The organism is Collinsella sp. CLA-JM-H32B, from assembly GCF_040098065.1.
Taxonomy (GTDB): domain Bacteria; phylum Actinomycetota; class Coriobacteriia; order Coriobacteriales; family Coriobacteriaceae; genus Collinsella.
The window spans coordinates 1-10,632 of sequence record NZ_JBBNNA010000005.1; the positions used below are offsets into that span (position 1 = coordinate 1).

Annotated in this window: 7 protein-coding genes; all 7 read right to left on the reverse strand. The window is 63.8% G+C overall.

The window, feature by feature from the left end:
- Nucleotides 1–343: 343 nt before the first annotated feature.
- Nucleotides 344–2,011, reverse strand: coding sequence for a formate--tetrahydrofolate ligase (locus AAA138_RS04510; protein WP_349089706.1), 1,668 nt, complete (start codon nt 2,009–2,011; stop codon nt 344–346).
- A gap of 146 nt (nt 2,012–2,157) precedes the next feature.
- On the reverse strand, nt 2,158–3,225 hold the full coding sequence (gene ruvB / locus AAA138_RS04515) for a Holliday junction branch migration DNA helicase RuvB (protein ID WP_152073622.1): 1,068 nt from the start codon (nt 3,223–3,225) through the stop codon (nt 2,158–2,160).
- Complete coding sequence (gene ruvA / locus AAA138_RS04520; RefSeq protein ID WP_117735947.1) at nt 3,225–3,845, reverse strand: Holliday junction branch migration protein RuvA; 621 nt, start codon at nt 3,843–3,845, stop codon at nt 3,225–3,227. Before ruvA ends, ruvB begins: the two co-directional genes overlap by 1 nt.
- Nucleotides 3,845–4,366 (reverse strand): crossover junction endodeoxyribonuclease RuvC, encoded by a 522-nt coding sequence (gene ruvC, locus AAA138_RS04525; RefSeq protein WP_035137351.1) that lies wholly within the window; start codon nt 4,364–4,366, stop codon nt 3,845–3,847. Before ruvC ends, ruvA begins: the two co-directional genes overlap by 1 nt.
- 137 nt (nt 4,367–4,503) lie before the next feature.
- Nucleotides 4,504–6,489, reverse strand: coding sequence for a hypothetical protein (locus tag AAA138_RS04530; RefSeq protein ID WP_349089707.1), 1,986 nt, complete (start codon nt 6,487–6,489; stop codon nt 4,504–4,506).
- A 117-nt stretch (nt 6,490–6,606) separates the two neighbouring features.
- A complete protein-coding gene (locus AAA138_RS04535) occupies nt 6,607–6,969 on the reverse strand; it encodes a desulfoferrodoxin family protein (protein WP_349089708.1) in 363 nt (120 codons plus the stop codon).
- Between the two features lie 150 nt (nt 6,970–7,119).
- Complete coding sequence (locus tag AAA138_RS04540; protein WP_349089709.1) at nt 7,120–10,584, reverse strand: DEAD/DEAH box helicase; 3,465 nt, start codon at nt 10,582–10,584, stop codon at nt 7,120–7,122.
- Nucleotides 10,585–10,632: the final 48 nt, after the last annotated feature.

The window sequence follows — 10,632 nt, forward strand, 5'->3', positions numbered from 1 at the left end:
CAGCAGGTCAGTGGGTCATCGTCCCGGCGTTCAGCATCAGGGTAGCGCTGCGACGCGGAAATCGCGCGCTGTTGACGCGCCCCCGCAGTGCCCGCTTCCCCCAAGGACAATTATCAGTGCAGGTAGACGAATCGGTCATGATCGGAAAATCCAGATATGGTCGAGGTATACCGATTCATCGTAGTAAACCGGCATAGTTTTGGACGAACGACCCCACACGGATAGCCTCATTGACCCAACAGCCGCAAAATGATCCGTAATCCTTCCGTCCCCTTGGGATCAAAAAGCCCCGCCGGGCCTTGGTAGGCGCGGCGGGGCGGGCAAGCGGCTATGGGCAGCAGGCTTAGAACAAACCGGTGATGTTGCCGTCGTTGTCGACGTCGATGTTCTCGGCCGCGGGAACCTTGGGCAGGCCCGGCATGGTCAGAACGCTGCCGGTCAGCGCGACCACAAAGTGGGCACCGGCGGAAACCTTGAGCTCGCGCACGGTGATGCGGAAGCCCTCGGGAGCGCCCAGCGCCTTGGCGTTGTCGCTAAAGCTGTACTGCGTCTTGGCGACACACACCGGCAGGTTGCCAAAGCCGTTCTCGCGCAGCTCGGCGAGCTGGCGCTTGGCAGCCGGCGTAAAGTCGACGCCGTCGGCGCGGTAAACCTTGGTGGCAACGGCCTCGAGGGCGTCGGCCACATCGGCACCGTCCTCGTAGGCAAACTTGAGCTCACTCGGCTGCTCGATCAGGCGCATGACCTCGTCGGCCAAGTCGAGCGCGCCCTCGCCGCCCTTAGCCCAAACCTCGGACAGTTTAACGTTGACACCGAGCTTCTGGCACTCGGACTCGATGAGCTCGAGCTCGGCCTCGGTGTCCGTCGGGAAGCGGTTGATGGCGACCACGCAGGGCAGACCGTAGACGTTCTGGATGTTGTCGACATGGCGCAGCAGGTTGGGCATGCCGGCCTTGAGGGCCTCGAGGTTCTCCTCGTTGAGGTCGGCCTTGACAACACCGCCGTTGTACTTAAGCGCGCGGGCAGTGGCGACGACCACGACAGCGCTGGGGCGAACGCCCGTCATGCGGCACTTGATGTCGAGGAACTTCTCGGCGCCCAGGTCGGCGCCGAAACCGGCCTCGGTAATCGCAACGTCACCAAAACGCATGGCCATGCGGGTGGCCATGATGGAGTTGCAGCCATGGGCAATATTAGCGAAGGGACCGCCGTGGACAAACGCAGGCGTGCCCTCGAGCGTCTGAACCAGGTTGGGTTTGAGCGCGTCCTTGAGCAGGGCCGCCATGGCACCCTGGGCCTTAAGGTCGCAGGCGCGGACGGGCTCGCCGGCAAAACTGTAGCCGACAACAATCTCGCCCAGGCGCTCCTTGAGGTCATTGATACTCGTGGACAGGCACAGGATTGCCATGACCTCGGAGGCAACAGTGATGTCGAAGCCATCCTCGCGCGGCACTCCCTGGGCCTTGCCGCCAATGCCGTCGATAACATGGCGCAGCTGACGGTCGTTCATGTCGACAACGCGCTTCCAGGTGATGCGCTTAACGTCGATGCCGAGCTGGTTGCCCTGCTGAATATGGTTGTCGAGCATGGCTGCCAGCAGGTTGTTGGCGGCACCGATGGCATGGAAGTCACCGGTAAAGTGCAGGTTGATGTCCTCCATGGGGATGACCTGGGCCCAACCGCCGCCGGCGGCACCGCCCTTCACGCCAAACACGGGGCCGAGCGAAGGCTCGCGCAGGGCCACGGCGCTCTTGACGCCGCGACGACGCAGGCCATCGGCCAGGCCGATGGTCGTGGTAGTCTTGCCCTCGCCTGCGGGCGTGGGATTGATAGCGGTCACGAGGACAAGCTTGGCCTGGTGGTCGGTCGGCTCGTTGAGCAGGGAATAGTCGACCTTTGCCTTGTCGAAGCCATACGGAATCAGATGCTTAACGTCGACGCCGGCGTTCTTGGCCACCTCGGTAATAGGCAGCGGCGTAACAGAACGTGCGATTTCGATGTCAGTAGGCATGGGCGGTCCTTTCGTTACCGGATGAGAAAAAGACCAATCCAGCATAGCACGCGCGCGCAATAGTAAAACGCCCGTAACCGACGAACGGCGATATGTTTACCCGATGCCCAGCGATAGCCTACAGATGCGCTAAAACAAGCCCATTCCTACAGGGTCGGTTCAATACCCAAATGCTCAAAGGTGCGAAGCGTTGCCTGGCGACCCTGCGGTGTGCGAATCATCAAGCCGCACTGCAGCAGATAGGGCTCATAGACATCCTCGAGCGTACCCGGGTCCTCGCCCACCGCACTGGCAAGCGTCGTCAGGCCCACGGCACGGCCGGAAAACGTCTTGGCAAGCGTCTCCAAGATGCGAATGTCCATCCAGTCCAAGCCAAGCTCGTCGATCTCGAAAAACTCGAGCGCCTGACGGCAGATATCGAGCTCGATGGGGCCGTTGCCGCGCACCTGCGCGTAGTCGCGCACGCGCTTAAGCAGACGGTTGGCAAGACGCGGCGTACCGCGCGAGCGCGAGCCGATCTCGAGCGCGCTGGGATGGTCGATCGTCACACCCAGAATGGTCGCCGAGCGTGTCACAATCTGGGCGAGTTCCTCAACGGTGTAGTAGTCCAGGCGATACGAGATGCCAAAACGGTCGCGTAGCGGGCCGGTCAACATGCCCGAGCGAGTCGTTGCCGCCACCAGTGTGAACTTGGGTATATCCAGGCGAATCGAGCGCGCAGCCGGACCCTTGCCGATCACGATATCGAGCGCAAAGTCCTCCATCGCGGGATACAGCACTTCCTCGACCGAGCGGTTGAGGCGGTGGATCTCGTCAATAAACAGCACGTCACCCGGTTGCAGGTTGGTAAGGATGGCCGCCAGGTCACCGGTGCGCGCAATGGCCGGACCGCTCGTCGTCTTGATCTGAGCGCCCAGCTCGTTGGCGATAACCGTAGCCAGCGTAGTCTTGCCCAGACCCGGAGGGCCCGAGAAAATCACGTGGTCGAGCGTCTCGCCGCGGCTCTGCGCCGCCTCGATGAGCACGCGCAGGCTCTGCTTGATGTGCTCCTGACCGCAGTAGTCGTCCAGGCGCTGGGGTCGCAGGGTACGGTCGACATCGAGGTCCTCGGGCGTCAGCTCCGAGCCCACCATGCGCTCACCGTGTGCCATGGATGCCGCCGGCGAGTTACCAGGCGTCGCCCACAGGTCCTGAGAGTCATCGGCTTCCCACATCACGCATCCATTCCGAGTCGCTTAAGCGCCGCGCCGAGCAGATCCTCGACACGCATATTCTGCCCATCATACCCGCTCAGGGCAACATCGGTCTCCTGCGGGCTAAAGCCCATGGAAAGGAGCGCCGCACGGGCGTCATCGATCGCCGAGGGAGCGGCGGCGGGGACCGGCATCGCAACCTGGCCGGGAATCACGTCAACCGGCACAAAGCCCTTGTCCTTGGCAAAGGTGCTCTTGAGCTCCAGAATCAGACGCTGCGCTGTCTTTTTGCCCACACCGGGAACCTTGGCCATACCCTTGTCGTCCTCGGCCATTACCAGGGAATACAGCTGTCCCACGGTATAGGTGGAGAGCACGGCGAGCGCCAGGCGCGGACCAACGCCCGACACGGACACGAGCCGATCGAACATCGTGCGCTCGTCCTTGGAGGCAAAACCGAAGAGCGTCATGGCGTCCTCGCGCACCTGCATACGGGTATACAGGCGAACCTCACCGCCGGGCGTCGGCAACGTGGCCGCAGTGCTACCCGAGATGCCGAGCTCAAAGCCCACGCCCGATACATCGACAACGGCCGAGCTCATCGTTGCCTCGACAAGCGTTCCATGGAGCTGGGAGATCATCAGTATCCGGTTCCTCTCTGTTGATAGAACTCGCCACCGGTAAGCGCCCGGGTGCGGCTGAGGTTTACGTGGCAGATGGCGCAAGCCAGGGCATCGGCGGCATGGTCGGGATGCGGGTCGTGATCGAGCTGCGTGAGCGTACGAACCATATACGCGACCTGCCGTTTGTCCGCGGCGCCGGTACCCACAACAGCCTGCTTAATCTGCATGGGCGTGTACTCGCCAATCTCGAGCGCGCATTCCGAAAGCGCCACGAGCGCGGCGCCGCGGGCATGCGCCGTGGGGATGGCCGAGCGGACGTTGGCGCCAAAGTAGATGCTCTCGATAGCAGCGGTATCGGGTCGATAACGCTCCACGACGCCCTTGAGGTCGCGGGCGATATGCGACAGGCGCACCGCGAGCGGGCTGCCCGCGCTGGTCTCAATACAGCCGTAGGCACGACAGCGAACCTCTCCGCGCCGTTCCTCGATAATCCCCCAACCCGTATGGGCCAAACCGGGGTCGATACCCAAAATGACCAAGCCAACCTCCCCTCGCCACAAGCACAACGCAAGGCAAAGCCCCGCACATCATTCACGAACGTCTGTTCTAGAATAACACAACGGGGCAAAGATGCTTAGTTGAAGTGTCAGGGTTGGGAGCGAATCCCACCCCATAGTTAGTTCTGCGAGAAGAACGGAAACTGTCGGGGATCCATCGGCGGTTGCGGCATCGGCGTGCCCTGGGACCCGCCTTGCGGTCCACCCTGGCCGCCCATCATCTTATCGATGGCGTCCTGGACCTCACCCTCAAACTTTTTCATGCCCTCATGCAAGCGACGCTGGCCGTCCTCGGAGCGCAGCTCCTCCATCTGCTCGGGCGAAATACCCAACAGGTCACCCAGTATGCCCATCATCTCGCCACGCATGCGCTCGCTTGTATCCTCGTCGGCAAAGCGGTTCACCTCGGCGCGCGCCAGCGCATCGACCGTCATGCGTTCCTTGCCGTCGAGCCCCAGGTCGGACCACGCGAGCATATACGGCCAGGCACGCTCGGCAAACGACCGGGCCGAGACGATCGGCGCCGTCGGCAGCTGGCGGCGAGCCGCCTCTCCCTGGCGCACGAGCATCAGCAGCAGCGAGCAAGCCTCGGGCTTGCCGGCAGCCATCGGAATGTCGTCGAAGGGACGGTTGCGGTCGACGTGCGACTCGAGCGTGCCATCGACCTCACCCGGCTCAAGCCCGCCGAGCAGCTGCGCCGCGCGGTCGAGCATGTCGACCGGACCGTCAAGCGTCGAGAGCGCCCGCGCCAGCACGCGCTCCATGCAATCTTCCACCGCGTTGAGCGTCACAAGCTCCTGCGGCACCACGGCAGACGTGCGGTTGCGCACGCGCGCCACAAACTCGAGGGTCGACAGATACACATCACCAAAGGGCGCGTAATCGCCCTGGTAGCCACCGCAAAGCGCGGGCGCCGCCAGCGCGTACTCAGTTTTGGACAGCGGGCTCAACGCCATCGCACCCAGCTCGAGCGCCGTATCCTCCAGCATGAGGCCCAGCGTGCGAGAGCGCAGACGCTCGGCGTCGCCCGCCGACACATCGCGGTCGAGCACACGCGCGGCATCCGGCGCATCGCGCTCAACCGTGCGAATATGCAGGCGCTCGGCAATGGCACGAACGGCGGCACAACGGGCGGCCTCGGCCTCTTCCTGCGCCGGCGTAAAGATGCGGTTGCGTCCCAGCACCAGGCCGACCACATTGCGCGGACCCAGGGCGTCGACGGCAAGCGCCGCAAGCAGGGACGACGGCAAGTCTCCCTCGAGCGCCACCACGGCGCGCGATGTACCGCGGGCGCGGGCGTTATCGCGCACGGCGAGCACCAGCGCCTGCCACAGCCATTCCTCGGAGCGAAACTCGGGCAGCTCGTGGTCCTCCAAGGCATCGAGCATCACACCGCGCTGGATCTCCTGAACCAGTAGGCTCTCCTCAAAACACGGCGCTTGGGCCACCACGCGGCCGCAGTCGTCGAGTACAAACGACCCGCCGGTATACACCGACTCGTCGTACGCACCGACCGGCGCCATGCAGGCAAACCACACGCTGCGCTTAGATGCAATCTTGCGGTAGGCTCCGCTGCGCACGGCTGCGATCGCAGCGGTCTCGCGGTCGGTCATATCAAACGCGTTGAACTGAAAATAGGCGATGAGGTCGACGCCGGTCGGCAGCATCTCGAGCTCGCGGTCCAAGTCGAAGATCACGGCGATACGCACGCCGTCCACATCGAAGACTGGCGGCGCCCAACGGGCATCGCCGTTCCCACCGCGCTGTAGGGCAATGCTCGAACGGGCCGGCACCACACGACCGTCCTTGAGCATCATATAGTCGAGCAGGGGCTGGCCCTCAAACGAAACCGCTGCGGGCACGATGCAGATCATATCGAGCTCTTGGATACGCTCGGCGACGCCGGTCAAGCCGGCAAGCATGTCGTGCTCAAAGTCGGCAGCGCCCACCAGGCCGCCGGGCAGGGCCCCCATAAAGAGCGGAGCCGGCACGCACAGCGCGCGCGCACCGCGCTCGTGGGCCAGGCGCGCCTGGTCCTCGATGCGGCCGCAGATACCCTCAATATCACCCAGGCGCATATCGATCTGTGCAAGTGCGAGCTTCATGGCTCAGCCCTTTCCGTCGTAAACCGTCGCTATCGCAGTAAAAGCGCCGGCCGCATGATGCAGTCGGCGCTCGCATGTGCATATGCTAGCTATGATACCCCGAGCGGGGGCGCGCTCCTAGAACGTCGCGGACCACAGCCCGTGCAGGTTGCAATAGGCATAGACGGTACCGGTCTTGGAGCCGCCGGCAAAAAACGTCGCGGGCTTCATGCCGGGCTGGAGGTAATGAACCTCCAGACGGCCCTCGGCCTCAAGGGCAATCCACTCGATGTAGTGCTCGGGCACCATAGGATGCTCGACCGAGCCCACACGTGCACGAATCACGTGACCGTCGCGCTCGCTCTCGACGACGGGCACGTGCTTCTCGTGCGCCGCGTCCTCGGTGTTCGCGGTCAGCTCCGTGCAGCCGGTAGGGGTTGCAACGTCGTTGCCAAGGGCGGCAATGAGCTTGCCGTCGGGGTCCTTAAAGAATTTCGCCATGATGCTCTCCTTTGCTGATGTGCCGATGTTCTCGATGTTTCTTATGCCCAAAGGCAAGCGAACCATCCACGGCATCGCAAATGAACACATAACGAGCGGGGACGACGGGGCAACGTGCGCTATCCGCCCTGGCGGCCCCACCCGAGCGGGTTAGCGCCCGTCGCCGCCGAGCAGCGCCAGAACATCCTCGCGGGTAAACAGCGCCGAGGAGATGCCGTCGCCGCCGAGCACACTGTTGACCAGGTCGCGTTTGGACTCCTGCATCCGCATGATGCGCTCCTCGATCGTGTCCTTGGCGATGAGCTTGTACACGGTCACGGTATGTTGCTGGCCAATACGGTGCGCGCGGTCGGTCGCCTGGTCCTGCGCGGCCACGTTCCACCACGGGTCGTAGTGAATGACCACGTCGGCCGCCGTCAGGTTAAGGCCCACGCCGCCCGCCTTGAGCGAGATCAGAAAGACCGGAACCTCGCCCGCCTGGAACTGCGCGACCATCTTGGCGCGGCTCTCCTTGGACGAAGCGCCCGTGAGCTTAAGAAAGCCGATGTCCTCCTTGGCCAGGCGCTTGCCAATGATATCGAGCATGCCCGTGAACTGGCTGAACAGCAGAATGTGGTGCCCGCCGTCGAGCGCACCGTGCACGAGCTCCATGCAAGCGTCGAGCTTGGCGCTCCCCGCCTTGTAGTCCTCGTAGTGTAGATGCGGGTCGCAGCAGATCTGGCGCAGCTTGGTGAGCTCGGCGAGCACCTTGAGCTTGTCTTTCTTAAACTCGGATGCCTCGCGATGCTGCACCTGCTGGGCGATGCGGTCCTGGTTGGCCAGGTAGAGCTTGCGCTGCTCGCCGGTGAGCTGTGCCATGACGGTGTCTTCGATCTTCTCGGGCAGGTCGGCCACCACGTCTTCCTTAACACGGCGCAGCACAAACGGCGACACGAGCGTCTGCAGGCGAGCGGCGCTATCGCCCTCGGCATGCTCGACCGGGTTTTCGAAGCGCTTGGCAAACGACTCGCGCGAGCCAAGAAGGCCCGGCATCAAAAAGTCGAAGATGCTCCAGAGCTCGGACAAGCGGTTTTCGATGGGCGTGCCCGTCAGGGCAAAGCGCACGCCGGCAGGCAGACGCTTGGCGGCGTGCGCCACCTGCGTGAGCGGGTTTTTAATGTACTGGGCCTCGTCGAGCACCACACGGGCAAAGTCCTGCTCGGCATACTCGTCGATATCGCGCCGCATGAGGTCATACGACGTTACAACCACGTTATGCTCGTCAGCGCCGGCTATCTGCACGCGGCGCTGCGCCTTGGCGCCCACGATAGCGCACACGTCGAGCGAAGGCGCAAAGCGCTCCAGCTCGGCGGTCCAGTTATACACGAGCGACGCAGGGCACACCACGAGCGTGGGCTTGGCATCCCCCGCCTCCACGCGCGCCAGGATATGCGCGATCATCTGCAGTGTTTTGCCCAAGCCCATATCGTCGGCCAAGATACCGCCGAGGCCCAGGTGCTCGAGCGAGCCGAGCCACTGGTAGCCGTCGACCTGATAGCCGCGCAGTGTGGCCTTGAGCGAGACCGGCACCGTAAAGTCCATCTTGCCGAGCGTATCCAAGCGCTCGACGGTGCGACGGAATGCGGCATCGCGATCGGCCTCGAGCGCCGGCGTGCGTGCAAGCATGCTATCGACAAACAGGGTGCTCGACGCGGGAAGCGACACGCCGTCGAGCAGGTCGACAGCATCGACCCCCAGGTCCTCGGCAAGGCCAAACGCAGCACGCGCTCCCTCGTCCAGGCGAATGATGTCGCCCGACGTGAGACGCGCAAACGTCTGGTGGCGCTTGTAGGAGTCCAGATAGATGGCAAGATCTGCCGCTGAAAGACCGCTCGCGCCCAGTTCGACATCGAGCAGGTTGCTCTTGACGGTCGCGCGCACCGAAAGCTTGGGCGCAGGGCGGACCGAGATCTGGCGTAGGCGGTCGCTGAGCATGACCTCGCCCAGCTCGGACAGGGCAGACAGGCCCTCGGTGAGCAGGCAGAACAGGCTCTCGTCGTCGCGCTCCTCAAACGCCAGGCCGCCCTCGTAAAAGTCGAAATACAGGGCCGCCGTGTCCATAACGCGAAACTCTGCTATCTCGTCGCGCGGCGGCACGCCCGGGCGCTGTTCTTCGAAGGGGCTGCCCGGGGCACCCAGGCTAAAGAGATCTGCCGACCAATCGCCGTAGCTAACCGTAATCTTGCAGGTCACAAGCCCATCGTCGACACCGATTGCCATGGCAAAGCTCGGCTCGGGCGCCACGGTGTCGAGCACGGCGGGAGCGGTGAGGTCAGTGTATTCGCGCAGCACGGGCAGCGCCATGCGGCAGAATTCGCCCACCTGTTCGGCGGCGATATGGACCGGCGTGCGACAGGGCAGCAGACGCGACAGAAACGGTGCGGCATGCTGGGCAAACGCCGCATCGGCGCGGCGCGCGCGGTGCGTGTCGACCAGATAGGCAACGTCGCCCGAGACAAAGCAGTACATATCGGCGGGCAGACGCAGGTCGTAGCTGCCACCGGCCGCCGGCGCGATCTTGGCGGCAAGGAGCGGCGGCTGTTTTGCCGAGGCCTCGTCCTCCCCCACCGGCGACAACTCAACCGCTACCTCGTAGGAACGATGCGTCGTCGTTCCCCGCGACCAGGCGGGCTCAAAGGAAATGGTCCGGCCACGCAGCAAGTCCAGCATGTATACGATGTCATGCTCGGACAGCGGCAGTTGACGCTCGGCGACAAAGCCGCTGCGTGCAAAATCGTACGACGCCGAACGCGAACTCGTGATGTCGCTCAGATACACAACCGTTGCCACAACAAGGTCGAGCAGACGCACCGAAACCTCGTCAAAGGCCTCGGGCGTATGGAGGAATGTGAGCTTCTTGCCGTACGAGAACGTGCCGCCGCGCACGTAGGCGGCGGCCATGCCGTCGATGTCCTTGACCACGTAGGACACCGAGCCGCATCGGATGCGAAGCTCGAGCGCCCAGCTAAAGCGGTCGGCGAACAGCGGATTGTAGTACGGCACCAGCGAGGGCTCCAACACCGCCTTGGGGGCATCGGGGTCGACAGTGCCGGCGAGCTTGCGGCGCATGCCCGCCAACTCATCCATGCGCGCGTCCGAAAGATCGGAGAGCGCCTTCATGAGGCTCGGGCTCGTGGGGACGGGCGCCGGGAAGGGAAAGTTAGGGTTGACCGCCGGTGCGGCAGACGCAGGACGCGCGGCTTGCTTGGGCGCCGCCGTAAACGTGCAGACCGGCGTGCGCAGCCCCTCAACAGGCTCAATGCCGCTGGCGTCCAGGTACGCTAGCGCCGTGGCGATGGCGTGCTTGCACATGCCGGGGTAGCGATAGGCAGCGGGGCAATCGCAGTCGTAGTCGATCACCTCGTGCTCGTCCATGTCGAGCGCCACGTGCGTCTTGTACAGGTCACCGCGCGAGCCGCGCACTGAGCCCTCAACCGTCACGTTTTTGGAGAAGCGCGAGCCGCTGTCCTCGATCGACAGCACGGCGCCGTTGAGCATGAGCGAGCGGCCCTTCATAAAGGTGCCGCTCAGCGCCGCCTCTTTCCGGAGCGCCTGCACAAACGTCCCCTGCGCCATCACTTCCTCCAATCTCGCACGCTAAATGATTTTTCTGGGACGGGGATG